At 60.3% G+C, this 23,877-nt stretch carries 24 protein-coding genes and 1 pseudogene; 14 read left to right on the forward strand and 11 right to left on the reverse strand.

Going from position 1 to position 23,877, the window contains the following annotated elements; translation table 11 throughout:
- Nucleotides 1-439 precede the first annotated feature (439 nt).
- Nucleotides 440-1,822 carry a sensor histidine kinase KdpD gene (locus M0D68_RS21315; RefSeq protein WP_266225313.1) on the forward strand — a complete coding sequence of 461 codons (1,383 nt, stop codon included), beginning with the start codon at nt 440-442 and terminating at the stop codon, nt 1,820-1,822.
- Nucleotides 1,823-1,824: 2 nt separating this feature from the next.
- The gene (locus tag M0D68_RS21320; protein ID WP_256458009.1) at nt 1,825-2,850 is read left to right on the forward strand and encodes a response regulator; all 1,026 of its coding nucleotides are present in this window, start codon (nt 1,825-1,827) and stop codon (nt 2,848-2,850) included.
- 16 nt (nt 2,851-2,866) lie between these two features.
- Here the strand turns inward: M0D68_RS21320 and cqsA are convergent, their stop codons facing one another.
- Complete coding sequence (cqsA, locus tag M0D68_RS21325; RefSeq protein ID WP_266225314.1) at nt 2,867-4,159, reverse strand: alpha-hydroxyketone-type quorum-sensing autoinducer synthase; 1,293 nt, start codon at nt 4,157-4,159, stop codon at nt 2,867-2,869.
- Between the two features lie 1,104 nt (nt 4,160-5,263).
- On the opposite strand from cqsA, the gene M0D68_RS21330 reads away from it, so the two are divergent.
- Nucleotides 5,264-5,479, forward strand: a complete 216-nt coding sequence (locus M0D68_RS21330; RefSeq protein WP_266225315.1) for a hypothetical protein — start codon at nt 5,264-5,266, stop codon at nt 5,477-5,479.
- A gap of 85 nt (nt 5,480-5,564) precedes the next feature.
- Here the strand turns inward: M0D68_RS21330 and M0D68_RS21335 are convergent, their stop codons facing one another.
- The gene (locus M0D68_RS21335; RefSeq protein WP_256458011.1) at nt 5,565-6,065 is read right to left on the reverse strand and encodes a hypothetical protein; all 501 of its coding nucleotides are present in this window, start codon (nt 6,063-6,065) and stop codon (nt 5,565-5,567) included.
- 45 nt (nt 6,066-6,110) lie between these two features.
- Here M0D68_RS21335 and M0D68_RS21340 point away from each other — a divergent pair, with 45 nt between their 5' ends.
- From M0D68_RS21340 to poxB, 6 genes are all read left to right on the forward strand, one after another.
- On the forward strand, nt 6,111-6,341 hold the full coding sequence (locus M0D68_RS21340) for a hypothetical protein (protein ID WP_266225317.1): 231 nt from the start codon (nt 6,111-6,113) through the stop codon (nt 6,339-6,341).
- 242 nt (nt 6,342-6,583) lie between these two features.
- Complete coding sequence (locus M0D68_RS21345) at nt 6,584-7,555, forward strand: LysR family transcriptional regulator (protein WP_266225318.1); 972 nt, start codon at nt 6,584-6,586, stop codon at nt 7,553-7,555.
- A 127-nt stretch (nt 7,556-7,682) separates the two neighbouring features.
- Nucleotides 7,683-8,516 carry an aldolase/citrate lyase family protein gene (locus tag M0D68_RS21350; protein ID WP_256458014.1) on the forward strand — a complete coding sequence of 278 codons (834 nt, stop codon included), beginning with the start codon at nt 7,683-7,685 and terminating at the stop codon, nt 8,514-8,516.
- A 39-nt stretch (nt 8,517-8,555) separates the two neighbouring features.
- Entirely contained in the window at nt 8,556-9,083 is a 528-nt protein-coding gene (gene ripB, locus M0D68_RS21355) for a (R)-specific enoyl-CoA hydratase RipB/Ich (protein WP_266225319.1), read from the forward strand.
- Between the two features lie 11 nt (nt 9,084-9,094).
- On the forward strand, nt 9,095-10,414 hold the full coding sequence (locus M0D68_RS21360) for an acetyl-CoA hydrolase/transferase family protein (protein WP_256458016.1): 1,320 nt from the start codon (nt 9,095-9,097) through the stop codon (nt 10,412-10,414).
- 16 nt (nt 10,415-10,430) lie between these two features.
- Nucleotides 10,431-12,152, forward strand: coding sequence for a ubiquinone-dependent pyruvate dehydrogenase (gene poxB / locus M0D68_RS21365; protein WP_266225321.1), 1,722 nt, complete (start codon nt 10,431-10,433; stop codon nt 12,150-12,152).
- A 535-nt stretch (nt 12,153-12,687) separates the two neighbouring features.
- Here poxB and M0D68_RS21370 read toward each other — a convergent pair.
- The 4 genes and pseudogenes from M0D68_RS21370 to M0D68_RS21385 form a co-directional block, all read right to left on the reverse strand.
- Nucleotides 12,688-13,365 (reverse strand): YoaK family protein, encoded by a 678-nt coding sequence (locus tag M0D68_RS21370; protein ID WP_266225323.1) that lies wholly within the window; start codon nt 13,363-13,365, stop codon nt 12,688-12,690.
- 185 nt (nt 13,366-13,550) lie between these two features.
- Nucleotides 13,551-13,877 (reverse strand): annotated as a pseudogene (locus tag M0D68_RS21375) (response regulator); the annotation flags it as partial.
- A 105-nt stretch (nt 13,878-13,982) separates the two neighbouring features.
- Entirely contained in the window at nt 13,983-14,897 is a 915-nt protein-coding gene (locus M0D68_RS21380; RefSeq protein WP_266225325.1) for an FUSC family protein, read from the reverse strand.
- A 209-nt stretch (nt 14,898-15,106) separates the two neighbouring features.
- A complete protein-coding gene (locus M0D68_RS21385) occupies nt 15,107-15,688 on the reverse strand; it encodes a hydrolase (protein ID WP_266225326.1) in 582 nt (193 codons plus the stop codon).
- A gap of 70 nt (nt 15,689-15,758) precedes the next feature.
- Between M0D68_RS21385 and M0D68_RS21390 the strand changes: the two genes are divergently transcribed.
- The gene (locus M0D68_RS21390) at nt 15,759-16,493 is read left to right on the forward strand and encodes a TetR/AcrR family transcriptional regulator (RefSeq protein ID WP_266225327.1); all 735 of its coding nucleotides are present in this window, start codon (nt 15,759-15,761) and stop codon (nt 16,491-16,493) included.
- Nucleotides 16,494-16,605: 112 nt separating this feature from the next.
- On the opposite strand, the gene M0D68_RS21395 is transcribed toward M0D68_RS21390, so the two are convergent.
- A complete protein-coding gene (locus M0D68_RS21395) occupies nt 16,606-16,944 on the reverse strand; it encodes an MFS transporter (RefSeq protein WP_266225344.1) in 339 nt (112 codons plus the stop codon).
- Between the two features lie 65 nt (nt 16,945-17,009).
- Between M0D68_RS21395 and M0D68_RS21400 the strand changes: the two genes are divergently transcribed.
- Both M0D68_RS21400 and M0D68_RS21405 read left to right on the forward strand, forming a co-directional pair.
- Complete coding sequence (locus M0D68_RS21400; RefSeq protein WP_266225329.1) at nt 17,010-17,333, forward strand: hypothetical protein; 324 nt, start codon at nt 17,010-17,012, stop codon at nt 17,331-17,333.
- A gap of 305 nt (nt 17,334-17,638) precedes the next feature.
- A complete protein-coding gene (locus M0D68_RS21405) occupies nt 17,639-18,661 on the forward strand; it encodes a DNA-binding protein (protein WP_266225346.1) in 1,023 nt (340 codons plus the stop codon).
- Between the two features lie 62 nt (nt 18,662-18,723).
- Here the strand turns inward: M0D68_RS21405 and M0D68_RS21410 are convergent, their stop codons facing one another.
- The 4 genes from M0D68_RS21410 to M0D68_RS36645 all read right to left on the reverse strand — a co-directional run bounded on the left by M0D68_RS21410 (nt 18,724) and on the right by M0D68_RS36645 (nt 21,022).
- Nucleotides 18,724-19,050 (reverse strand): H-NS family nucleoid-associated regulatory protein, encoded by a 327-nt coding sequence (locus M0D68_RS21410; RefSeq protein ID WP_266225348.1) that lies wholly within the window; start codon nt 19,048-19,050, stop codon nt 18,724-18,726.
- 334 nt (nt 19,051-19,384) lie between these two features.
- Nucleotides 19,385-19,996 (reverse strand): rhomboid family intramembrane serine protease, encoded by a 612-nt coding sequence (locus M0D68_RS21415; protein WP_266225331.1) that lies wholly within the window; start codon nt 19,994-19,996, stop codon nt 19,385-19,387.
- Nucleotides 19,997-20,086: 90 nt separating this feature from the next.
- The gene (locus M0D68_RS36640; protein WP_307850384.1) at nt 20,087-20,311 is read right to left on the reverse strand and encodes a hypothetical protein; all 225 of its coding nucleotides are present in this window, start codon (nt 20,309-20,311) and stop codon (nt 20,087-20,089) included.
- Between the two features lie 255 nt (nt 20,312-20,566).
- A complete protein-coding gene (locus tag M0D68_RS36645; protein WP_308187606.1) occupies nt 20,567-21,022 on the reverse strand; it encodes an Arm DNA-binding domain-containing protein in 456 nt (151 codons plus the stop codon).
- 615 nt (nt 21,023-21,637) lie between these two features.
- Between M0D68_RS36645 and M0D68_RS21425 the strand changes: the two genes are divergently transcribed.
- Entirely contained in the window at nt 21,638-22,375 is a 738-nt protein-coding gene (locus tag M0D68_RS21425; RefSeq protein ID WP_093638774.1) for a response regulator transcription factor, read from the forward strand.
- Between the two features lie 62 nt (nt 22,376-22,437).
- Entirely contained in the window at nt 22,438-23,823 is a 1,386-nt protein-coding gene (locus tag M0D68_RS21430; RefSeq protein WP_200654796.1) for a FecR domain-containing protein, read from the forward strand.
- Nucleotides 23,824-23,877 lie beyond the last annotated feature (54 nt).

Here is a 23,877-nt window from a genome sequence, read left to right on the forward strand (position 1 = left end):
ATTGGATACTTTTAGATTTATTTTCCCTGGGTAAAGATTAATGCCCCGATGCCGTTAACCGGCGCGTTGTTCAGATGAGGCGTTCAACACGGTTTTATGCAAATCGCATAAAGAGCCGAATAGACTATCTGGAAGACGCAAAAGCCACGGGATGGATGCAGTTCGACAATTCGGTTTGGCCTGCATGCTCGCGAGCATTGGCCAGTTTTCGCGGGCGCGAATCTGGCGGGTCTGCCATACACGTTGGGTACGCGGATAACAGTCGGCAAACAGTTGAAGGAAATTATTTGCCGTGACATCGCCGGCACCTTAGGTCAAGATTTGTGCCGGGGCCATGGCAAATAACTTCGACGGGGTGGTAAATTGGGGTGCGCAAATGCGCGTGCTCCATAATCCAGATGATGCCGCGTGAAGCATCAACAGTTTCAAAGCTGGAGCCTTGCCTGAGAAACCCGGTGAATCCTTCATTCTGGAAATAATGGACGCAACGAGAATACCTCCGCGGGGCGCCCGCACGTTGGTGCCGATCCGCCTACTCCTTGCCCAACTGTTCGCTCCTGCGTTGCGAAACCTGCAATACGTGAGCCGCCGGATGCGCCCCTTCTCGATCGTTGCGATCGTCGGCTTCCCGCTCTATTACTACATCTGGAACGATCTCTTTCCCCAACCGTACGAGAACCTGCCGCTGCGGCTAGTCGGCTCCGCGCTGTTTATCCCCATCCTGTTTTCCGAGCGCTGGCCGTCGTGGGCGAAAAAACTCTTGCCTTACTACTGGTACGCGACGATCTTTTACTCACTGCCGTTCTTTTTCGCGTTCATGCTGTTGAAAAACAATGGCTCAAACGTCTGGATCGAAAGCGCGCTGATTGCTGCTTTCGTGATGGTGTTGCTGCTCGACTGGCTCATGCTGATGCTGAATTTTCTCATCGGCATCGCTCTCGCGTATCTCGCTTATTGGGCAACGACCGACGTTGTCAGCATGAATTCGACTTATCTTGTCCATCTAGCGATTTTTTCGTTTGCCATAGCGATCGGCGTCGTCGCCAACTATGACACGGAGCGTATCCGGGTCGAGCAGGAGAGGGCAATGCTTGCAACTGCCGGTAGCATTGCCCACGAACTGCGCACGCCGCTGCTAGCAATTCGCGCAGGCGCGGCGGGCCTTGGAAGCTACCTGCCTTCGCTGCTCGAAACGTACGGCATCGCTCAAGACGGCGGGTTGCGTGTTCCCCGGATCCGCGTCGCTCACCTTCACTCCATGCACGGCGTACTCTCCCGCATTGAACAGGAGGCTGTACATTCCAATACCATTATCGATATGCTGCTCGCGAACGCGCGGTTCACCGGCGGGCATTCCCAGAAGATTGCACAGTGCTCGATCAGGCAATGTGTGGAGACCGCGCTCGACCGCTATCCATTTCGCGGTGGGGAGCAACAACGGGTGCTCACGGATCTCATCAATGACTTCACGTTCGAAGGCTCGGACATGCTGGTGGTCCATGTGCTCTTCAATCTGCTAAAAAATGCGTTCCGCGGAATGGCAGAGGTCGACAGCGCTCTGATCTCGATCCGGCTTGCGTCCGGGCCACGTGCGAACCAACTTCTCTTTCGCGATACCGGCGTCGGCATCGCGTCCCATGTACTTCCCCACATCTTCACGCGTTTCTATACGTCGTCGACTGACGCAGATGACGCCTCCGTCGGGACCGGCATCGGACTCGCATTCTGTCGTGACGTCATGCGTGTGATGGGCGGCTCCATCGACTGTACATCTATCGAGTACATGTATACCGAATTTGTGTTGACCTTTCCCAGGCCATGACGATGGATACGATCAAACCATTCTATTTTCCGACAACGGTCACGTTCGTCGACGACAGCGCGGCATTCCTGTCGAATCTGTGCCTGCAACTCGAACCGAGTCTGGCCTTCCGGCTCTTCAGTTCGTCAAGAGAAGCCCTGCAGTTCGTGAATGAACACCATCGTCCCGGTGCGGCTGAGGAACAGATCTTCACACCGTACCGGGACCGAACCGATGAAGACGAGGCTCAGCAGGTCATCGCGATGAGCGTCGACACCGTTCGCAATCAGGTGTTCGACAACAACCGGTTTCAGGCGACATCGGTCGTCGTTGTGGATTACGACATGCCGGGGCTGAACGGTCTTGAATTCTGCCGTCGTATTACTGACCCAGCTGTACGCAAGATCATGCTGACCGGAAAGGCGAACGAGCACATCGCGGTGGAGAGCTTCAATGAAGGCATCATTCATCGCTTCATTCGCAAGCAGGACGCCTCGGCCATCGGCGCCTTGAATCGCGCGGTGCGCGATATGCAGCATGCCTACTTCGATAACAGGTGTCAGTCCATCCTCGACACGCTGGTGGCATCAGAATACACGTTTTTGCGTGATGACGCGTTGGTCGCGCGGGTACGGGAACTCTTTGATTCGCTCGGTATTGTTGAACATTACCTTTCATATTCGCCAAACGGGCTACTCATGCTCGACGGTACCGGCAAGTCCTATCTGCTGATTGTCCACACGAACGATACGCTGCAGGGTGTGCGTGAGATAGCCAGCGTACAAGGCGCACCAGTAGGCTTTTTCGACGCTCTGGACAATGGCGGGAGTTTGCCGTACTTCTGGCAAACCAGCGGATACTTCCCTGCGGACGGCATCGCGTGGGAGAGCTATATGCACCCGGCAATCCGGTTTACAGGGCAACAGGATTACGTCTATACCGTGATTCCCAACCCGCCCGGGTTTGATCTGAGTCAGGTGCTGAGTTACGACAGCTATATTGAGTGGCTGGACCGCGAAATACAGAAGACATGGAGTTCACTCGCGTGAACTCCATGTCGTGCCACTATCGGACCGCGAACGCACCGTCTGCCGTGCTTTGCTCGTGGCTGTGTTCGCGGGACGACAGCCGGTCTCCGAGGCGCCGGGTGGAGGGCCATCTGTTAAGCTCAACTTCGCCGCGAATGTCACGACAGACACTCACAAGCCTTTCGATCTGGGCGTCGCTCAACGCGGCGTGAATCGACAACCGGATCAGCGCACGATTGCGCGCCGTCGCTGGTGCACAAAACACGGAACCGAAAATTCCCCGTGCTTCCAATGCATCACGTAACACGATCGTGCGCTGTTCCGTACCCGCTTCGAGCGCGATGATCTGGCTTTCCCCGGCATCCAAGTTATACCCAAGCTCGCTCAACCGCTCCCTCAGCCAGGCGGCATTCGAAGCAAGTCTCGTGCGCCGCCGCCCGGCACATTCGATCACCGACAGCGCCGCGTCCAGCCCACTGATCTCATGTGGCAAGAGCGTGGAACTGAAGATCGCAGGATTCGACTCGAACTTGAAGTACTCCTGGAAGCTGGCAGGGCAGGTGATGAAGCCGGCCCGGCCGACAAAAGCCTTGGCAAGGCTTGCTGTGCGGAATGCGACACGGGACTCGAGTCCAAGCTCGACAACAAGTCCCGCTCCACGCGGGCCATGCGTGCCGAGCGAATGCGACTCGTCGACCACGAACACGCATTCATGCATTTCGCATACTTCCGCGAGCGCGACAAGCGGGGATACGCCACCGTTCGTGCTGTAAATCGAGTCGACCAGCACAACCCCTTGCCCGTACCGCGCGATCTGCTGCTCGAGGTGCGCCGTGTCGTTGTGCCTGAACGGTATCGGGATCGCGCCCGCACTGCGAATACCTTCCCACAACGACATGTGCGCCATCCTGTCCACGTAGACGGGCGTTTGTGCCGAAGCGATCGACTGAATCAGCCCGATGTTCGCCGTATAGCCGGACTGACATAGCACCCCGGCCTCTGCGCCCATGAACGTCGACAGCCGGGTTTCGAACTTCAACTGCGGGCAATCACCGTGCAGGAAGATGCCCGACATCAACAGTCCGTTGCCGTCCGAACGCAATGTTCGACGCATGCTGCGAATGATGTCAGGGTGGCGCGCGATCGCGAGATAGTCGTTGCTGGACAGATGCAACGCATCCGCGCCCGGGATGCGACCGCGCATGATGTGCCCGCCTCCCCACGTATCCGTTACCCGCTCCCGGTAATATTTCTCAATGCGCGACGCCACAAACGCGGGAAGCGATGGCAAGGGTTGGGCTTTTTTCAAGCGGTCAAAAGCGGCTTTCATTTCGGCTCCTTAAGGTTGGCTGCTGCCCGTAGCGGACAACAGCCCCATAGTGAGCCAGTCGTTTTTCCCCCGCGTGCCCTGTCACTGGCACATCTGCTGGATTGACGAAACCGTGCTGCGAAGGCAACTCTCACTTGCGCAGGCAACAGCGCCTATGAGCATCTCTGAAATTTGCATCACCGAGCTGGTGGTGGAAGCTTGATACCCGGTGTCACTAACCTTTCCACACACTGAGGCGGCAGATACGAACGGCCGCTTCGGAGAAGTTCCGATATTAGATGACGGCCGCGTTATGCTTTTTGCATAGAAACTGGGCGCGGCGATCCCCCGGCGCCTGCGTCGGACCGGTTTCGGTCATGAACCAACAGTCCAGGCCGGAAGCTGAACGGCCGCTGCTTTAATTTTGCCCGCCATTGATGATAGGCCGCCTTAGTTTGACCTGTAGGACGAGACGAACGGCAAGTTACTGCAGATTCTTCGAGAGCTGCCCGCGCAAGGTATCGGCTATCTTATGCAAGATGTCAGGCAAAAGAATCTGCGCCTCAAGTGGGCCCACCACGGAATATCCTGATCCCAATTCGCCGTTGATGACGATCACGGCTGCGCAGCGCGCGCGTGTCGTGTCTCGCACGTGGTTGCACGCGGTGTCGAATAGCCCGGCCGAGTCCCCAGCTGGCGTGACCGTTGAATCGAAGTCTGATGTCATTGCGTCCTCGCGAAACGATTGACCAATCCACAGGATGAAGTGTCAACCGGCAGTTGATGGTCGGCAAGAGGAGGTCCTGCCCGCGCGACTGCGACCGCTCACGGACCCGGTGATGCACTCATCGGGGACGAGAGCACAATTACAAATTCGTTTCCTGATCGGACTATCAGGATAAGTATTCTTATCACAATAGTAGTTTTACTGCGCCAAACTCCGGTCATGAAGACGCGCCTGACCGGACACCTTCACCCAAACCTTGTTCCGTCAATTTCCCCAATGGCGATGAGCGGGCCGTGCTGCACTCCTAGTACGAAGAGAGACACATGTTCCATTGTTAAAGTCTGTGGCAGAAACTATCGCGGTAGCCCAGCAATTTTCGACATGTCGAGGATCGAGAGATGCCCATAATCAGATTCCGCCACGGCCTCAAAAGCGAAATCTTCAAGACCGAAAAACGGTGGCAACTATCCTTGCCGAAGGTGCCAGGGCAATTCGGCGGAACAATCGCATCGACGGTTGAGTATCCTTCCATTGAGGACTTGCTGATTTTCACCGTCGATCAGCGCTTTGCGGATTTCTTGGCGGACGACGGATTTCCATTTGAGGTCGACTAACAAAGCTCGGAACCATGTTTCTTGTGGTAGCGATTGTTTCGATGCTTTCGCTCTCTTGCTTCCGAAGTCGAGGGGATGACGCCAATCAGGAGGATTCGTTGGGCAGCTTCGTCGGCGCTGCGTGATCGGCCTGGGCGGCGGTTTCATGGGTTCCTGCGGCGCGCGCATAGGCCCCACAGGTCGAGGCGAATGGACACCGGCGACCATCCTCCTTATCGAACCAGTGGTTCGACTGGCAAATGCCGCTGTTGAAATCCACCTGGTCCGCGATCTTCATTTTTCGCATATAGACCCGGTCGAACGAGAATGCGCACACCACGTCGACGAGTTCAGTCTCCAACCCTGCATTGAGGAAGTGGAACACGCGCCCGAGAAATTCGTCCGCCCCCCGCACAAACACGTCGATCTTCTTAAAGACGTTGTCAATTACGAGCGGCGCGTTGTTTCGCTGGACCCCATGGTGGATATAAGAGATCTCGTTTGTGTCCGAGTCCAGGTGGGATGCGCCGATGGTCGAGTGGGTAATTTCGTCACGAATGGCTCGCAGCTCGTTGAACCATGTGGCAGCCCGTAAGGCTGAAAGCAATGGTTCAGGGAAGTCGCTGCCAAGCTCACCCTTCGCCGCGTGCAGATGTCGAGCTATGGTGCGATCGTCAAACTAGTTGCATCGGGTGCCGGAATTGGCATCGTCGCGCTCTCGACCGTCAAGAGATTCAGGCAGCAACGTCGTGGTACTCAAACTCGCGAACCCTGGGCTCGCCGCGACCTGCGCGGATGCGTGCTGCGCAACACACCGGTATTGAATCCGTTTCGGGACCGCTTGCGCGAAGTGCTGACGGGCGCGGGGGGCGTCGCCGCCTGAGGGCGCTGCGCACCACAAGACTTAGCGCGAGACGACGCTCCAGCACTTGGAGATCACCAACGTGCAGCTCGTGTGGGCCAACTCCGCGTGCACCGGTGCCCTCCAGGGCGGCTCAGTGCCGGGCCGCTTGTAAGCTACGGTCAATTGAACAAAAAGAAGAGTGGTTGAAGGGAGGGAAAGGCTATCTGCGTGTCGTGTCGAGGCACGCGCCACACAATGGACATGCGTTCGTAAAGCCAGGTATGCTTCTCGCAGGCGAGCCTCGTGGCCCGCCCATTCGAGTCCAGACTCACTTCCCGGTGCGCTATCGCATGCATTTTGGCCTTGTCGACCTTCAAACCTTCGTTGCTGTCGTCGAAGCTGGCAGCCTTACGCACGGCGCAGCCCGCGTCAACCTCTCGCTCGCGGCGGTCAGTGCGCGTATCCGGCAGATGGAGGAGGCGGTTGGTGTGCCCCTGCTGGAGCGTCGGCCTCACGGCATACGCGTTACGGAGGCCGGGCAGACCTTCCTGCGCCACGCGCGGGTCACCCTCGGCGCGCTACAACGCATGACGGACGACCTCGCACAGTTCTCCCAGGGGATGCGAGGGACCATCCGCATCCTCTCGAACACGAATGCACTTGTCGAGACGCTGCCTGGCCCGCTTAGCCTCTTTCTCTGCGACAACCCCAACATCAACATCGAAATCGAGCAGCGTCCGAGCGATGAGATCATCGCGGCCATTGCGGAAGGAGTGGCCGATATCGGCATCATCGCTTCGCCGCCCGAGGGCGTGGCGCTCACGACGTTCCCCTTTGCCACCGACCGCCTGTGCGCGGTTGTGCCCGCAGTCGACGAACGCTTCGCGCTGCAGCGGGAGATCGCCTTTGCCGATCTTATCGAAGCCGATTTCGTTGGTCACGAACGCGGCTCGTCGATTCAGGTGTTCCTCGAATATCAGGCGAAGCGGCTGCATCGCACCTTGCGGCACCGCATCCAGCTTGGCAACTTCGCGTCGATTTGCCGCCTGGTCGAAAACGGCGTGGGCGTCGCGGTACTCCCTGAGTCGGCGGCGCGGCGGTTTCAACGCTCGATGCGGGTGCGTCTGCTGCGCATCACCGACGCGTGGGCCGTGCGCAAGATACTGATCTGCGTAAGCGACCTCGAGCAGCTGCCTTCCTCCACCCGGCGGCTTGTCGAACATCTCGTGCGCCTTGGCGCCGCCACCGGCTGATAAAAAAGCACAAGAAGCGCCGGTTTCGGTTCGGGTTGAGTCTGGCTTCGCCAATCAGCGATTGTTCAGGAGCCGATGGGGACAGAGAATGAACCCCGTTGGCAATCGAACTTCTGGAGGTGAAGCAATGAATGCTCGCGACGTCGAGACGAAAACCCGGTCCTGGCTGTTCACTCCTGCGACGCGCCCCGAGCGTTTCGGCAAAGCCGGCCCGGCGGGGGCCGATGTGCTGATCGTGGATCTGGAGGACGCCGTACGTCCCGAAGAAAAGACCATCGCGCGTCGCCAACTCGCCAACCTGCTCAGCCAGCCGTTCAGTTCTACCGCCGCGCTCGCGGTGCGCCTCAACACGCCGAACTCGCGCAACGGTCTGGACGACCTTGCCGTGCTGCTCGATGCGGCATTTCAACCGGCTTTCATCGTGATTCCCAAGGTGGAGGCAGCACATACGGTCCTGCAGGTCGAAGCGCTGCTGCGCGAAGTCGCGAGCGACGCGCGCGTGGTGCCGCTGGTGGAATCGCGCAAGGGCGTCGTGGTGTTGCCGGAGGTGCTTGCCAGCGCCTCGCATGTCGCGGCAGTCATGTTCGGTGCTGGAGACTATGCCGGGGACGTCGGCGTGCAGCCTGCGTCGTTCGCGCTTTCTGTCGCACGCGTGCAGATTTCGGCCGCGTGCGTGGCGAGCGGGATACGCGCCATCGACGCGCCATGCTTCGAAATCGGCAATAGCGCCGCACTCGAGCACGAAATCGGGTTTGCCGTCGCGAACGGGTTCGACGGCAAGGCGGCCATCCATCCTTCCCACATCGGGCCCATCAACGCGGCTATGACGCCAGACGCCACAAAAATCGACTGGGCGCATCGCGTGATCGAGGCCGCGCGAGAAGGCGCTGCGGTCGTCGACGGCCGCATGGTCGACGAGGCGATCGCCCGCGAGGCGCGGCGCGTTCTGTCGCGTGCCTGAGCGTTCGCCGCTTTCTTCAATTTCAACCAGGAGCATGTCATGAGCGAATCCATCGCTGCATATCGCAAGATCGCGGAGAACCGCTTTCGCGAGGTCTCCGGCCTTTACTACGAAGACTTCGAGATCGGAAACACCTACGAGCATCGTCCGGGCCGGACGATCACGGACGTCGACAACATCTGGACGACCCTGCTCACCATGAACACGCAGCAAGTGCACTTCGACCAGGCCTACGCGAGTCACACCGAGTGGAAGAAGATGCTGGTGGACAGCACCTTCACGCTCGCGCTGCTGACGGGCATGAGCGTTCGCACCGTGAGCGCCAAGGTGGTGGCCAATCTCGGCTGGAACAACGTGCGCGCGACGCATCCGGTCTTTGCGGGCGACACGCTTTATGCGGAATCGACGGTGCTGGAAAAGCGCGAATCGAAAAGCCGTCCCACGCAAGGCATCGTGACGGTTCTCACGCGTGGTATCAATCAGGACGGGAAGCTGGTGATGTCGTTCGAGCGCACGATGCTGATCTACCGGCGCGGACATTCCCCGGAAGCGGAAGCCAACTACTAAGGAGCACGGCTATGAATAACGAATCCGTCTATTCCTCAAAATTTCGTACACCTGATGAAGTAGTGTCGTCGATTGCGAGCGGTTCGACTGTGGCGCTCGGCATGGCGATGTCCCAGCCGCCTTCGCTGCTGGCCGCGCTGGCGGCGCGTGCGAGTGCGGGCGATGTCGATGCGCTGAAGGTCTATTACTTCCACGCCGAATCGTTTCTCAGCAAGACGCTGCTGCGATACGAACTGATGGGGCGCATCCAGCCGCACTGCATGTTCCTCGGCGAGCCTGAGCGCAAGCTGATCCGCCAGGGCGCCGAAGACGGCGACCGCAAGGTCGTATTCTTCGTGCCGAACACCTTCAGCCAGTCGCCGCGTCTTTTCAGCGACCAAATTCCGGTCGATACGATGCTGGTGATGGTGTCGCCCATGGATAGCAACGGCTATTTCACGTTCGGTACCAACAACGATTACACGAGCGCCGTTGCGCGCTCCGCTCGTCGGCTTGTGGTCGAGGTCAATCCGAACATGCCGCGCGTGTTCGGCGATTCGTTGCTGCACATTTCCGAGGTCGACGCCATTGTCGAATCGGATCATCCGCTGCCGCAATTGCTGCCGAAGCCGGCGAGCGAAAAGGATCATGTGGTCGCGGATCTGATCTCAAACCTCATTCCCGACGGCGCCTGCCTGCAGATGGGTATTGGCGCGCTTCCCAATGCCGTGTGCGGCGCGCTGTATGGCCACCGCGACCTGGGCGTGCATACCGAACTGCTGACGCCTGGGCTCGTGGACCTGATCCGGCGCGGCGTGGTGACGAACCGCAACAAGGCCGTGAATCGCAGCAAGTCGGTCTTTACCTTCGCCATGGGCGATCAGGCGATGTACGACTTCATGAACGACAACCCCTCCATCGAGAGCTACCCGGTGGACTACGTGAACAATCCGGCGGTCATCTCGCAGAACCCGAAGATGATCTCGGTGAATTCGACTGTGGAGATGGACCTGACCGGCGCCTGCAATTCCGAGCATGTGAACGGGCATCAGTACAGCGCGACAGGCGGCCAGCTCGACTTCGTTCGCGGCGCCTACGGGTCGGCAGGCGGCAAGTCGATCATCGCGTTCCATTCCACGGCGAAGGGCGGCGCGCTTTCGAAGATCGTGCCGAAGCTCTCGGGGCCGGTGACCACGCCGCGCACGGACACGCACATCGTCGTGACCGAGTACGGCGTCGCGAATCTCAAGGGATTGTCGTCGACGGAGCGGGCACGGGCGCTGATCGGGCTCGCGCACCCCGATTTCCGCGCGACGCTCGCGGACGAGGCCAAAGCCCTTCATCTGATCTAATCACAGGAGCACGATCATGACACGACAGACCATTGCCGATTACCTCACGAACGCGCTTGCTGCCGCGGGTGTCGAGCGCATCTGGGGTGTGACGGGCGACAGCCTCAACGGACTATCGGACAGCTTGCGGAGGCTCGGCAAGATCGAGTGGGCCCATACGCGCCACGAAGAGTCGGCAGCCTTTGCCGCGGGCGCCGAGGCGGCGCTGACCGGGAAGCTCGCCGTGTGTGCGGGAAGCTGCGGACCGGGCAATCTGCACCTCATCAACGGGCTGTTCGATTGCCAGCGCAACCACGTGCCCGTGCTGGCCATCGCCGCGCATATTCCTACCTCCGAAATCGGGCTTGGCTACTTTCAGGAGACGCATCCGCAGGAACTCTTTCGCGAATGCAGTCACTTCGTCGAACTGGTGACCAATCCGCAGCAGTTTCCGCGCGTGCTAGACCGTGCCATCCGCACGGCGCTGGAATCGCGCGGCGTGGCGGTCATCGTGCTCCCGGGCGACGTGGCGCTCGAAAGCGCGCCTGACGACAAGCCCGGCGTGCTCTCGTTGGACGCTTCGGTAACGATTCCCGAAGCGGGTCAGATTGACAGGCTGGCGCAACTACTCAATCGCTCCGAGGCTGTCACACTACTGTGCGGCAGCGGCTGCGAGGGCGCGCACGACGAAGTGGTGGCGCTGGCCGACGCTCTCGGCGCACCGATCGTTCACGCCTTGCGCGGCAAGGAACATGTGGAGTGGGACAACCCCTTCGACGTGGGGATGACCGGTTTGATCGGCTTCAGTTCCGGCTATCACGCGATGAAAGCGTGCGATACGCTCGTGATGCTCGGCACCGACTTCCCGTACCGGAACTTCTACCCCAGCGAAGCGAAGGTCGTCCAGATCGACCGCAACGGAGCCGCGCTCGGACGCCGCGTGCCCCTCGAACTGGGGCTCGTAGGCGACGTCAAGGCCACGCTGGCCGCGCTCCAGGGCCGCCTCGAGCGTAAGCCGGACCGGCGCTTTCTCCAAGCGGCGCGCAAGCACTATGCCGAAGCGCGGGCCGGTCTCGATGCATTCGCGAGGCCGTCGCCGCCGGGCAGCCCGATCCACCCGCAATATCTCACGAAGCTCGTAAGCGATCTGGCGGAAGAGGATGCGGTCTTTAGCGTCGACGTCGGCACGCCGACCCTATGGGCCGCGCGCTATCTGCGCATGAACGGCAAGCGCAGGTTGCTGGGGTCCTTCAACCATGGTTCGATGGCGAATGCCTTGCCGCAGGCGCTGGGCGCCCAGGCGGCTGCACCGGATCGTCAGGTGGTGGCGCTTTGCGGCGATGGCGGCATTTCGATGCTGATGGGCGATCTGCTCACGGCACGCCAGGAGGCGTTTCCGTTGACGGTCGTCGTGTTCAACAACAGCTCGCTTGGCTTCGTGTCGATGGAAATGAAGGCCGGCGGCTATCTCGACGACGATACGCAGCTCGCTTCGACCGACTACGCCGCGATCGCGCGTGGCGCGGGCATCGAGGCGACACGCGTGGAGGACTCGGAAGAGCTGGAAGGCGCACTCGCGCATGCGCTTTCGCGGCCATGGCCGGTGCTGGTGGACGTCGTAGTCGCCAGGCACGAAATTGCGTTGCCGCCCAAGATCGAGTGGGCCCATGCGAAGGGCTTCAGCCTCTATATGCTGCGGGCCGTGCTCAACGCGAAAGGCAATGAAGTCGTGGAGCTGGCCACAACCTGGCTGCGCTAATCGTCCCCTCGGTCCGGGAAATAGTCGCGGCGGCACCCTGCAGAGGGGGCTAGCCGGACAACACCGTCTTCCGCGCTGCCTTTGTATATGGCGCTTCGCAACGAAGCTGTTGAGATTCGCTAATTTTTCCACTGGGTGCGCCAATTCCGCTAACAGAGCCTGTGCCAGGAGAGGTAAAGGCCGATGCCAACATTGGGGCGCTGGCCAGGATGAGACCCGTCTTCCAGCAGGAGAGCGATCAGGTCGCCAATCTGGACATGACATTGCACGCTGAATGAACAATGTGTAGAAATCCAAATTAAATTTAGAAGGCGTGAGACCCGGCAACTATTAGCGTCAAACCTAGTAGGGTGTCAGGTATGCCCTGATCGGAGATTGTCTCGAGTCGAATTGCTTGCTTAGAACGCGTCTTAGAGGCCAGCGCTCTTCGGCCAAAGATGTCTTGCAACCGTCAGCCGGACGTATAACGCCGCGAGTCCACGGAGACTTCGATCGCTATGGCTGCGGCGACTATGCTTGCCGAGTGCGGGTAGTGTCAGGCGCTGGCGCTGCTGCGTACCAGTTGCCCCATCCGCAGCAGGGCGCCCAAGAGGAGCCCTACTGCGAACCATAACGCCACATCGTGCATCAGTCTGGTTGCGAGCCCCCCGAACACAGCACCGGCGAAGAAGCTGAATCCTGCCGCTCCAAGCAGCGACGCGTCGTGAAGAGCCGACTTGTCGTATCTTGGGATCAGTCCTTCGAGCAATTTCTTCGCTGCGCGGCGAAGGTTTCCGGTTGTCATCACAGACGTGTACGTAAGATTCTCGATGTGCGTGAAGGACAAGGTCTGCAGCGTAGCGACGAATGTGATACCTGGGATCAGCCAAAGCTCTGAGCGTCCACACACACCGCTAGCCGCTACAGCCAGAAAAAGAATTTCAAGCAAAAGGCAGACAAGTGCAGGGCGCGGGAGCGAGTTCGCGACGGCGTCGAGGCGCAGCAGGTGAACCATAAATACCGCGAATACAAAGGCGACAAGTGGGGGAATGTGCAGCCGCGCCTGGGTCCAGTCACCAGCTGCTATGTGGATGCCGAGGAGTGCCACGTTTCCCGTCATCGTGTTCGCAAATACACCGCCGTGACCAACGTACGTATACGCGTCGAGGAAGCCTCCGGACAGCGTCAAGAGTACGGCGACACCGCGGCTTCTACTTGCCGCATCGAGATCCATCGTGTTCGCTCCTGCGCAAGGTACGTCCGCGCATCTTACCAGCCAGAAATAGGGCAAAGGGAAGGTGGACGAGACGGCTCGTAGTGAAAGCAAGGGGGACACTCAGCTCTGTTCTGGCGCGGGCCTGGCGGCGGCGCTCGGATTGAGCGTGCGTCAGATGCGCCGCGTTGCGCAGATCAGCGAAGTATCTCGGCGAGGTTGAACGGCTTCGTCAGGTAATCGTCCCCGCCCGCGCGCAAGCCGCGAATGCGTTCATCAACGTCGCCTGGCGCGCTGACCATCAGCACAGGTGTGTGGACGCCCACGCTGCGAATGGCAGTCACAATGATCAACCCGTCCACGCCGGGCAACATGCGGTCGAACGTGATGATGTCGTACTCATCGCTCATTGCCCGCGCAATTCCTTCGCGTCCGTTGTTGACCCAATCGACGCTGAAACCGCGTCTCCGCAACTCCACTGCGATATCGCTCGTGGTAGTTTCATCGTCTTCGATCGTAAGCGCTCTTGACATGCAGCTCTTCCTCAGCCAGCGAAATTCGCCGATACAAATGTCCAAAACACCGAATCGGCCCGCACCCTCGTGCGCCCTTAATCAGAGACGACTGCGCAGTCCCGTTCAGTCTTGCCTGGGTCTTGGGGCGTCACACTTCGAGCGGCACGTGTCTTTCATATGCGCCGCAATGACGGATGCCGTGAGCGCACACAGCAGCCCAATGGCGCTGCCGACTGCCACGTTCAGCAGGCGTTCGCCTCCAAAAATCCACGGCTTTCCCGCTAATACAAAGGCTATAGCCGCACAGGCGCACCGGACACCGAATGCGAGCGTGTACGGACGAATGCAGATGAGCGTCAGCATTGCGGCGAACACAACGAGCACACGCATAAATAACGCATGAGGGATCATCAATCCGACGACCACTCCGAAGGAAACGCCGACAACAGCCCCGGTGAGCCGGCTGCGAAACTTCTGCCGGGCGCTTGCTGCATTTCCGGTAACGACGCTGGCGGCCGACCAGATCATCCACTGACCATGATCGACGTGCCGCCATTCGACAAGTACGGCAGCGCAAGCGACCGCGAGCGCGACGGTGATCATCAGCTCGATATATGCGTTGCGCTCGCTGTTTGGGGAGAGGCGAGTCCACTTTGCGAAATGCGCAAGAGTCGGCTGGCCGGTCTCACGCGAGCGGAAGTGCTCGACTGACGCTAGGAGCAGGATCGGCAACGCGGCTATCAACAGGAACGGCAGGACCTCAACGCTCCGGGTAAAAAGCGCCTGCCGCGTGACGCCTTCCCCACTTTCGCAGGCAAGATACAGCGAGGGAATGAACGTGAAGTTGCCGAGCGAGCGCAAGGCACTGCCGCCCGCGGTCACCAGCACGGATCCCATGCCCAGCAGGACTGTGGCTACAACAAAGAGCAGCGGGTGCGCGAGCGACGCCATCAGGATCACGAAGCCCGCGCTGATCGCCAAAGCGTGCGCGAAGACGCTGAGCGGCGCAAGCTGCGAGTGGTCGAGCGCGATGAGCATCGCGACCGGCACGATTGCAGCGGTAAGCCACTCGGATCTGCCTGATATAACTGCAAGGAGGAGCAGCGGGACGAGCGCAAACATGGCGCGACCCAACGCCCGCCTGTCGAATACGGTTTCGACGCGGCGCAAGAGCGACGAAGCTCCGGTGTGACGTTCGCTGCTCATCGTCTCTCTCCGGCCACGCTGCGCTTGTCCATCGGGCGTCATCAGGTTGCGAGCGCCTCGAGTACGTCGACGGATCGCCGCACGAGACCGAGCCTCGGGAAGATGTAATTCAGCGACGCATGGTGATGCTCGGGCGCGCCGCAGCTCATTGCGTCCTCGACGAGCACCAGCGAGTACCCGTGCTCGTGCGCGGCGCGAGCCGTCGACTCGACGCCGATGTTCGTCGAAATCCCGCCCAGCACAATGGTTTCGACGCCGCGACGCCGCAATTGCAGGTCGAGCTCGGTGCCGTAAAAAGCGCTCCATTGGCGTTTCGTGATCTTGATGTCGCGCTCCTCTACCGCCAGTTCGGCGGGAAAGTCCCACCAGTTCGAGGGCAGTCCGCCGGGGGGAAGCGCGATGGGCTGATCGATGGGCTGCTTCAGTGCATCGCCGAAGTCGGCGCTCCAGCCCACCCGGACCAGGACGACCGGCGCGTTCACTTCCCGGAAGCGCTTTGCGAGCGTTGCCGCAGTACCCACCACGGCTGTGGCGGGTCGGGGCGCTTTCCCGAATCCGAGAATGCCCTCCTGAAGATCGATCAGAACGAGAGCGGTAGTCTTTGGGTCAAGGTTTTGCAACATGATGGTCTTCCATTGAAAGCGGCGAGTCGCTGGTGTATTGTGAGGGGGTGCTCACAAACAGTATATGAGAATGGCCTCACAAAAGTCAACACCGAATACGGGCGAGGCGAAGGCGCCGCGCCGCGCCCGCGGACATGCGCGGGTGGCGTCGTTACTGGAAGCCGCAAGTGCGGAATTCGCCGAAAAAGGGTACGAAGCAACGACGATGACAGCGATCGCCGCGCGCGCGGGGGCGTCGATCGGTTCGCTTTACCAGTTCTTTCCGACGAAAGAGCAGGTCGCAGGTACGCTGATCGAGCAATACGTGACCGAGCTTGAAGCAGCGTTCGACCGGCTGAGCGCGGAAGTGCCGATGCTTGATGTATCGGTCGTTGCGGGCCGGCTGACGACGTTTTTCGTGGCGTTTCGCACGACGCACCCCGCTTTCGTGGGGCTGGTCGACGCGCGTGATGTCGCATTGCCTGGCGCCACCGGAGTGCGCGAAAGATTGCGCAAAGGAATCGCATCCGTGCTGGCCGCCCTCGCGCCGCGATTGTCCGTGGAAGAAGCATTGTTCCGGTCCGTGGTCGTCCAGCATCTTATGAAGGCAGCCGTCACGTTGAGCTACGATGCGAGCGTGGTTGACCATCACGCGGCGATGCTGGAGTTCCAGCGCGTGATAGAGCACTACCTTGAGGACGTGATGGAAGCCACGTGTGGTGGGCGAACCGGCGCAGCACAACGAGGCGCAACATCCAAGGAGCGTTCCGCTTCGGGCAAAGGCGTCGGTCCGAAGAGCAAGGGCAAGTCCGGCGTCTCGGCGTGAATGCTGTTGCTGCCCTGCGCCTCATCCCGTCGCCGCGCAACGAACACGTCCGGCAGCGCGAACCTGGACGCCTTCGCAACCGTTTGGATGTGGCGCGTCCCGCGCGCCGGGCTCACTGCCGCCGCCGGACATTGGTTTCAGGCATCTGTAGATAGACGAGCAACGAAATGGCGGCCCAGATTGTGACGTACCAGAAGAAGCACGACTCGTGGCCGGACGCCTTGAACCGCAACGCGACAAATTCCGTCGTGCCGCCGAGGACCGCGGTTGTCAGCGCGTAGGCGAGCCCGACCGCAAGTGCCCTGATCCGCGCCGGAAAAAGTTCCGTCTTCACCAGCATGTGAATGGAAGTGAATCCGCTCAGCATGAGCAGCCCGGCGAAACAGAGCATGAACATCGTCACCGTGCTTTTCGTGCGGCTGAGGGCCTCGAAAAGCGGAGCCGGGAACAGCGTGCAGCAACTCGCTCAGAAAGAATGTAGGGACGTTCCCGACTGATGAGTGCGACCAAAATTCGATGTGGTATGGGCTTTACAAGCAGGTCGAGAACGACGTTTCGGTGCTCGAGAGTCATCAGAAGTACCTGATGTTCCGGGACATCGCCGCGATCTCGCTGTTGCTCGTGCCTCTTGTAGCACTTGGTCTGTTTTTATTCGGGAACACAACCTCGGCTGTTGCGTTGTCCGCGGTGGTCTTCGCGGTCCAGTACGTGATTGCGGCATTGGCAGCGCGAAACTCTGGAATCCGCTTAGTTCAAAACGTCCTTTGTATTCATGCTACAAAGAAGGTCACCGGCGCTCGGCGCGCTGCTAGCAAGAGAACGCCCGAAGAGAAGATCTGAGCTGCGCTCGTCATATTTGATGTATGAGGTCCGCCGTTGGTTCGCATGATTTTGTTTCCGCGCTTGGCCAGACGAATTGCAACTGACAGCGACGTCGGGAACAAATCTGCTTCAACAGGTTTTGCAGAAAATTGTTCACCGGACAAACGTTTGAGGCGATTTTGTGGCTTCAGGCCCCAAGCGTAGTACCAACTTGAATACCGATGAAAGCGCTCCCGCTTGAGGGTACCCCGTGCAGTGACAGGGAGGCAGAGCCCGTGGTATCACGCGGCGCTTGTTTCACCTCTAGAGCTAGAAACAAATTTCTGCAAGAAGCGGGAACAGTTTTATGCAAACCAACGGAAATCGACCGCCTGAAGGCCGCATTCCCGAAGACACGCGAGTTGTACCGTGAAGTCTGCGCGCTGCTGTTCTTCCGCTTCGGGATCACGCCGACCGCGAACCGGCTGTATCAGCTGGTGAAGCGCGGCAGCATGAGCACGCCGACTCAGGTGCTCGGCGAGTTCTGGGTCGAGTTGCGCGAGAAGAGCAGGGTGCGGATCGAGCATCCCGATTTGCCGGTGGAGTTGCAGGCGGCTGCAGGAGAACTGGTCGCGACGCTGTGGGCGAAGTCCACCACATCGGCGCAGGCGGTGCTCGAGGCTCTGCGGATTGACGCCGAGGCAGAGAAGGCCAGCGCGCGCAACGAGGCAGCATCACTGCAGGCTGAGCTTGTGCGGACCGAAACGGCGCTCGAGCAGCGCACCGGCGCGTTGCTGGCGGCACAGGTGCGCATTCAGGAGCTTGAACAGGCGCAGGCCGCCGGGGAGGCGATGCGTCAGGCGCTTGAGGCTGAAGTCGCGCGACAGCAGGACGAGATCGGTGCGCGTGACCGGGCACTGGTGCAGGCGAGGGCCGATTTTTCGGGTGAACTCGACAAACTGCGGAGCAGCGCGGAACTCGCAGGAGAGCGTTTGCGGGCTGCCGAGAAGCGGGCGCTGCTTGAGATCGAGCGCGAGCGGGGCGTGAGCGCGCGGTCCCAGAAGGAGCTTGAGGCGGCCGCGCGCAGGGCGGAGCAGAGCGAGACCCGGCACCGGGAGGAAATCCAGGCGCTGCAGGTTCAGCTTGGCGACGCGCGTCATCGCGCAGGCGTCGTGGAGGGAAATCTAGAAGCGCTTCGCAGCTCGAATGTGGCATACGTCAGGGAACTCGACGCGCTGAGATTGCGACTCGCGACCACCGTCGCAAACCAGGCGGCGACGCGGAAGCGCCCGCTATCCTCTCTCGAGACCAGCAAGCCTCGCCGCGCTGCGCCTAAGGTCGCGACGAGGAAGCGATCGCCATCCTGATTTTTGCAGTTTTCTTCGGCAACTTGATGAATAACAAGAGCGAGACCGCTAGTACATGGCGCTTACGAAGGCCGAACCGTCGCCAGGCGCGTGCCAGCGAACGGATCCCGACTCCAGTCAATCGCCGGACGTCCGCGGCTAGCCGATGTAGACGACTTCTCGACAGCAAAGTGTGCCAGTGACTGCCCGGCGCTTGTGGCTTGCCTAAGCCACTGAGGCATATCACCCTTGCCATCCCAAGTGTCGCCGAAAGCACTGCGGTAACGTGCCGACTTTCGGTGCGCTCTTTCTTCGGCGATGGCCGACGCGACGTCGCCGACCTTGATGCCAACCTTAGCCATCTTGCGACGAAGGTATGCAATCATACTTTGGCGTTTTTGCTCATCCATGTCGGTTTCCCCTTCGAAATTCCAGCCTCGTAGCGGCCTCGTGTCGTCTCGCCGACGCGCGCTGCTACCAGATGATTTGGACATGCGAAGTATCCTGTTGAGAAAAGCTGCCGTCGATGTGCGATTCCTGAAAACACTGTTGCAGGCAGAGTGGCAAAACCGGCTGGCTCGTTCGTCTCAACTAGTTTGATCATGAAGCGTACCGAGACCGCGGCATCTGTGCCGGTGGATGTAACTCGTTGCTGCTGGTGCTACTGATGGGCCTTTCGACTGCGTTGTTACGCGGCGTCTACTCTCGATGTCTCGTCCACAATGAGAAGCAGTCGTCACCCTTCTAGGGGCGCAGGCTTTGTCGCGACAGTCGCGCGGCGATGATGCCGCCAATCGCGCCACCAAGATGGCTTGGCCACGATACGCCCGGGTAGAGGGGCAGCGCGCCGAGCAGCATACTCAGTCCGTAGCTACTGGCCACGAATAGGGCGACGAGAATCGAGATGATGCTGCGCGTGTAAACACCGCGTGCGACGAGATACCCTGCGTATCCGAACACCAGGCCGCTCGCGCCGATGTGCACAGAATAGGGCGCGCCCAGCAGCCATGCACACAATCCCGCGCCGAGGATGGCGCCGGCGGTCGCCTGCCAGAAATTCGCAATGCGCGGCCACATCGTGAGCCAGCCGAGCACCAGCAGCCCGCCTGTGTTGGCGGTGATGTGCCACAGCCCGGCGTGCAGCCACGGCGCAAACAGGATGCCCTGCAGGCCGCTCAGCGTGCGCGGGACAACGCCATGCCGATTCAGATGCAGGAAAGGCATCGAAACCGACAGGAAGAACGTCGCCCAAATGGAGCCAACAAAGACGGCGAGCAGCACGACCCTGGCCTTGAGCTGGTCGACGAATGAACCAGCGGCTCGCGATGGGGCGAATGAAACACCGGGTTGCGACATGTCCGATTCTCCAAAGATTTCGGCTCAGCCTCATTTGGTAAAGGACTACCGCGGAACTCGGAGGAAAGCCTACGGCTGATCGATACACTGTTAAAAGGCCAGTTCCTCAAGGCGGGCGGCCAGCTTCGTGAGCCGCTCTCGCTTTTCGGCATCGTAGGTATAAAGGTTGTAGACCCCCACGATACCCGGCTTGATGTGTCCAATTATCTCTTCAGCTACCTCGTTTGCGCATCCCATCGCGCCGAGCATCGTGCGCGCGGTACGATGAAGATCGTGTGGCGTCCGTCCCGTCACAGGGATTGGACGATCAGTCACCAGCTTGTTGTTTCCCTTCCAGTAGGGTTGGCAGCGGGCAATGATCTGCCGGACACTCGCCTGAGTAATGCATTTGCGTGACTTGGCTGGGCGGCGTCCCGGTTTCGGCGCAGTGTAAGGAAATAAATAGCTGGCGCCGTAAATCGCTCATCGCCTCCGGACGATCAGCTCAGCCCGACCGACGAGCGGTACGCGATGCGCAGTCGCACGTTCTATGCGCTTGTTTTTCGTAGCAGTGATCTCGGGGCCAGTCAGTCACCGAACGGTATATGCACTGAGACCATGTTTGGCGTCCAGTACGGCGACGTGCCCCCTGGCCCGGCGTCGCGCGAGGGCGGGATCTTCGCCAGTATCACGGATGCCCCGTTTTGTCTCCCACCGAACGACTGCGGCGGCGAGAGGCATTGCTGGCCAATCCCCGAGCTTGATTTGTCGCATGTTCCCGTCGAGAGGCGATCGGTATCGGTACGTCCAAGTGCGTCGCGTCGCCGTAGCTTCAAGTCGTAAGCCGGGGAAGTCGTCGCACGCTCTATGTTGTTGCGGCTGGAGGAGCTTGGCCCATCTGGCGTCGAACTTCATCTTCGGTCTGATGTCGGTTTTCGGACTACTTTCAGTTGCAAAAAAACCTACGCTAAACGTTACGCTGGCCGCGAAGTTTTGCAACGCGATAGCGCACGTCGCCACTACGTTGATTGATCCGATTTTTGTCATAAGCGATTGTTTTTAAAGTTGTTTTTGTGGTGTCTATGTGTTTCGATGTATATCTGCAATCGCACCCTCAAACCGATCTAACAATTCTTAAACGATTTATTTTGAGACTGTTCCTATACTGACTCGCAAATTGTCAAATCGCTGTTTCCTGAACGCCGGGGGGCACAGCCCGATAGGACAAAAGGCAGACGGGGCCAATCACCGTGCGAGCGAGACCAACTGACTCGTATAACGACCCATTGAGGTCGATTTCAATAACAGGCAGAACCTGAGAGACGTCGGGGAAAATCCCATAGAGCGGCCCGCAGTGGCCGAGCCGGGCCGGATAGCTGCATAAGGGCATAAGTGCATCCGGGAAAAAGAACGGCCGTTTTCGATTATGATGATCTGCCCCTTCGGTAATCAGCGCGTTAAAGCCAAAAAATGCGCGCTAATTTCGAGACAGTGGGGCGGCAGAGCTGAACAGGGCGCGAGGCAAAGGACCGTTAATCGAAAAAGAGTGCAGCCGAAGATGAAAACAGGAAGCTGGATCGTCGGTGTTCGCACCGCCATCCCGGCCATCTGCCGGCTCACCGGCCAACAGTTACGAAGGACGATGTCGCGTTGCGGGGTTTTATGAGAATTGCAGTCCTGGATGACGATTCGGCTCAAGCCGATCTAGTTTGCCAAACGCTGTCTGCGGCCGGCCACGTCTGTCATGCTTTCGGCGCGGGCCGTGAACTGGTGCGGCAACTGCGGCGCCAGACCTTCGACCTGCTCGTGCTCGACTGGAACGTGCCCGATATGTCGGGCGAAGAGGTGCTGCGCTGGGTGCGCGAAAGCCTCTCCGAGCGCTTGCCGGTCCTGTTCATGACAAGCCGCGGCCGCGAAACCGATATCACCTCGATCCTCAACACCGGCGCGGACGATTACGTCGTCAAGCCGGTCTCTGCGGCGGTTCTGCTGGCGCGTGTCGGCTCCTTGCTGCGCCGGGCGTATCACCTGAAGCCGGCTGCGGCGAAAGAAGTTTTCGGCGAATTCGAATTCGATCTGGGCGCGAAGCACGTAGTGGTGCGCGGCGCGACCGTCGCCGTGACGCAGAAGGAGTTTGAGCTCGCGCTGCTGTTGTTCCAGCATCTGAGCCGGCCGCTCTCGCGCGCGCACATTCTCGATGTGATCTGGAAGCAGGCGACGGACATTCCGTCGCGCACGATGGACACGCACGTGTCGATGCTGCGCAGCAAGCTCGGCTTGCGCCCGGAGCATGGCTATCGTCTGACGCCGATCTACGGCTATGGGTACCGGCTCGAACGGATCGAATCCGGCTCGCCGCCCGCGGCGACCGAAGAACGCCCCGAAGCGGGGGATGCGTGACGGTTGCTTTCGATGGGGTAGTGTCCGGCCGTGCAGGTTCAGCGGGCTGGCGCGCCGGCGCGATGCTGGCCGCCGGTCTGATTGCAATGACGTGCTTCGCGCCGGTGTCGGCGGATGCGCAATCGTCGCGCGCGCCGAAGCCACGAAGCAAAACGACCGCGCCCGTCTATGTGTCCTACGTGACTCACGATGGCGACACGTTGTACGAAATCGCCGGCCGCTATCTGCGCGACTCCGGCGATTGGGCCATGTTGAGCCGTCTGAATCATGTGCCCGCGCCACGCCGCATGCCGGCCGGGATCACGCTGCGTCTGCCGGCCGACAGGCTCAAACAGGACCCCGAGTCGGCGCGCGTGATCGCGACGAGCGGTCCGGTGGAGCACGCTTTCGGCAAGAATCCTTTTACGCCGCTCACTGCGGGCACGACGCTCGGCGAGGGCGACCGCATTCGCACCGGCCATAACGGCTTTGTCACGCTGGAGTTGCCTGATGGCTCGCACATCACGGTGTCGCAGGACGGTGTGCTCGATATCGGCACGCTGCGGCGTACCGTGCTGACCGGCTCGGGCGATCGCGTACTCGATCTGCGGCATGGCGAAGTCGAGAGCCAGGTTACGCACGCCACCAAAAAGGACGACCGCTTCCAGATCCGCTCGCCATCGGTTGTAGCGGGCGTGCGCGGCACGCGCTTCAAGGTCGCCTACGACGGCGCCGCCCAAACGACGGCGGTGGAAGTGCTGGACGGAGCGGTCGGCGTCGACCCGGCGGCCGTCAATGGCCGGATCGCCGCGCCTCCACCCGGCGTACCGCTGCAGGCGTCGGCGCAACTCGTCAAGGCGCGCTTTGGCAGTGTCACGCGGGCCGGCGGCGCGATCGGCGGTCCGGTGGAATTGCTGGCCGCGCCGTCGCTTACCGACCCGGCCAAAGTGCAGGACAGCAAAACCGTCGCGTTCGACCTCGTCCCCGCTGAGCGCGCCGTGGCCTATCGCGTCCAGATTGCGCGCGATGCCGATCAGCTCGACCTGATCCGCGATCTGCGCGTGAACGCGCCGCATGCCGACTTTGGCGATCTGGCCGACGGTACATATTTCGTGCGCATCGCCGCGATCGACTCGAACGGCCTCGAGGGCCTGCCGCAGGTTTACGGTTTCGAGCGGCGCCAACTGGGTCTGAATGCGTCGGCAGGCCCACGCGCCGGCAGTCGCGATTACGAGTTCCGCTGGTTCGTCAGCCGCTCCACGGTCGAGACGCGTTTTCGCTTTGTGCTGGCCACGACTGCCGACCTGCGTCACCCGCTTGTCGACAAGACCGATCTGACGGGCGGCCAGATCGTGGTGAGCGATCTGCCGGGCGGCGTCTACTACTGGACGATCGTCGCCGAGCAGTTCGAAAACGGCCGCTTCTATGAGAAGAGCAGCGCGGTCCGCTCGTTTACGCTTGCACGCTGACGCTGGTAGATTCACGGGGCCGGGTCGACAACCGACCCGTTCCTTGGCTCTCAA

The organism is Paraburkholderia sp. SEWSISQ10-3 4 (genome assembly GCF_030464785.1).
Taxonomy (GTDB): domain Bacteria; phylum Pseudomonadota; class Gammaproteobacteria; order Burkholderiales; family Burkholderiaceae; genus Paraburkholderia; species Paraburkholderia aspalathi.

What these genes read in the sequence shown, in the direction of transcription:
- M0D68_RS21385 (WP_266225326.1), bottom strand. Translation starts at nt 15,688, where the DNA reads ATGTTGCAAAACCTTGACCCAAAGACTACCGCTCTCGTTCTGATCGAT.
- poxB (WP_266225321.1), top strand. Translation starts at nt 10,431, where the DNA reads ATGACACGACAGACCATTGCCGATTACCTCACGAACGCGCTTGCTGCC.
- M0D68_RS21425 (WP_093638774.1), top strand. Translation starts at nt 21,638, where the DNA reads ATGAGAATTGCAGTCCTGGATGACGATTCGGCTCAAGCCGATCTAGTT.
- ripB (WP_266225319.1), top strand. Translation starts at nt 8,556, where the DNA reads ATGAGCGAATCCATCGCTGCATATCGCAAGATCGCGGAGAACCGCTTT.
- M0D68_RS21360 (WP_256458016.1), top strand. Translation starts at nt 9,095, where the DNA reads ATGAATAACGAATCCGTCTATTCCTCAAAATTTCGTACACCTGATGAA.
- M0D68_RS21380 (WP_266225325.1), bottom strand. Translation starts at nt 14,897, where the DNA reads ATGCTCATCGCGCTCGACCACTCGCAGCTTGCGCCGCTCAGCGTCTTC.
- M0D68_RS21350 (WP_256458014.1), top strand. Translation starts at nt 7,683, where the DNA reads ATGAATGCTCGCGACGTCGAGACGAAAACCCGGTCCTGGCTGTTCACT.
- cqsA (WP_266225314.1), bottom strand. Translation starts at nt 4,159, where the DNA reads ATGAAAGCCGCTTTTGACCGCTTGAAAAAAGCCCAACCCTTGCCATCG.
- M0D68_RS21320 (WP_256458009.1), top strand. Translation starts at nt 1,825, where the DNA reads ATGGATACGATCAAACCATTCTATTTTCCGACAACGGTCACGTTCGTC.
- M0D68_RS21345 (WP_266225318.1), top strand. Translation starts at nt 6,584, where the DNA reads ATGCTTCTCGCAGGCGAGCCTCGTGGCCCGCCCATTCGAGTCCAGACT.
- M0D68_RS21415 (WP_266225331.1), bottom strand. Translation starts at nt 19,996, where the DNA reads ATGTCGCAACCCGGTGTTTCATTCGCCCCATCGCGAGCCGCTGGTTCA.
- M0D68_RS21340 (WP_266225317.1), top strand. Translation starts at nt 6,111, where the DNA reads ATGTCGAGCTATGGTGCGATCGTCAAACTAGTTGCATCGGGTGCCGGA.
- M0D68_RS36645 (WP_308187606.1), bottom strand. Translation starts at nt 21,022, where the DNA reads ATGACAAAAATCGGATCAATCAACGTAGTGGCGACGTGCGCTATCGCG.
- M0D68_RS21430 (WP_200654796.1), top strand. Translation starts at nt 22,438, where the DNA reads ATGCTGGCCGCCGGTCTGATTGCAATGACGTGCTTCGCGCCGGTGTCG.
- M0D68_RS21390 (WP_266225327.1), top strand. Translation starts at nt 15,759, where the DNA reads ATGGCCTCACAAAAGTCAACACCGAATACGGGCGAGGCGAAGGCGCCG.
- M0D68_RS21330 (WP_266225315.1), top strand. Translation starts at nt 5,264, where the DNA reads ATGCCCATAATCAGATTCCGCCACGGCCTCAAAAGCGAAATCTTCAAG.
- M0D68_RS21410 (WP_266225348.1), bottom strand. Translation starts at nt 19,050, where the DNA reads ATGGATGAGCAAAAACGCCAAAGTATGATTGCATACCTTCGTCGCAAG.
- M0D68_RS21370 (WP_266225323.1), bottom strand. Translation starts at nt 13,365, where the DNA reads ATGGATCTCGATGCGGCAAGTAGAAGCCGCGGTGTCGCCGTACTCTTG.
- M0D68_RS21400 (WP_266225329.1), top strand. Translation starts at nt 17,010, where the DNA reads ATGTGGTATGGGCTTTACAAGCAGGTCGAGAACGACGTTTCGGTGCTC.